Raw genomic sequence first — 505 nt, 5'->3', positions numbered from 1 at the left:
GCTTATTATTTTTAACATCGAATCGCCTAAAAAATAGTCGCTGTCAGTGCCATGGTCGAATGTTCAACACGCCCTAGCAGTGATAAGACAAATTTTGTTAACAGCTACTTTACTTAATTTTGGCCAGCAGCGGTTAGGTTTTTGGTAACGAGTATTGCGCGCTAGATTCAGTCAGGCGCGCGAGTCATCCCGTATTTGCGTTATATATTTACTACCATGCACTGGCTACAAAGGCACCTTTAAGCCATTGCAGCTCATCACTCAACGGATTCTCTTTTGAGCTGAGCTTACCCGCCGTATTATAAGCAATGACATCAAAGCGGCAGTCATAATGAGCGTACTCAGGATGCTGCTGCAAAAAACATTGTGCCGCTTTAATCACTTTACGCTGCTTGCTTGTCGTCACGCTGAGTGCTGCATCGCCATAGACTGACCGCTTGCGTTGACGAACTTCGATAAATACTAGCGTTGACCATGCAGGTCCTACTTCCGTCATAATCAGATC

The 505-nt window shown here is 45.0% G+C and carries 1 protein-coding gene; it reads right to left on the bottom strand.

Features of this window, described 5'->3' with window-relative positions; genetic code table 11:
- Window positions 1-211: 211 nt before the first annotated feature.
- On the bottom strand, window positions 212-505 hold a 294-nt coding region (locus tag JMX83_RS15135), incomplete at its 5' end, for a YraN family protein (RefSeq protein WP_201603432.1).

The sequence above is a fragment of the Psychrobacter piscatorii genome (assembly GCF_904846415.1).
Classification (GTDB): Bacteria; Pseudomonadota; Gammaproteobacteria; order Pseudomonadales; family Moraxellaceae; genus Psychrobacter; species Psychrobacter piscatorii.
This window is presented reverse-complemented; position numbering and strand designations above follow the sequence as displayed.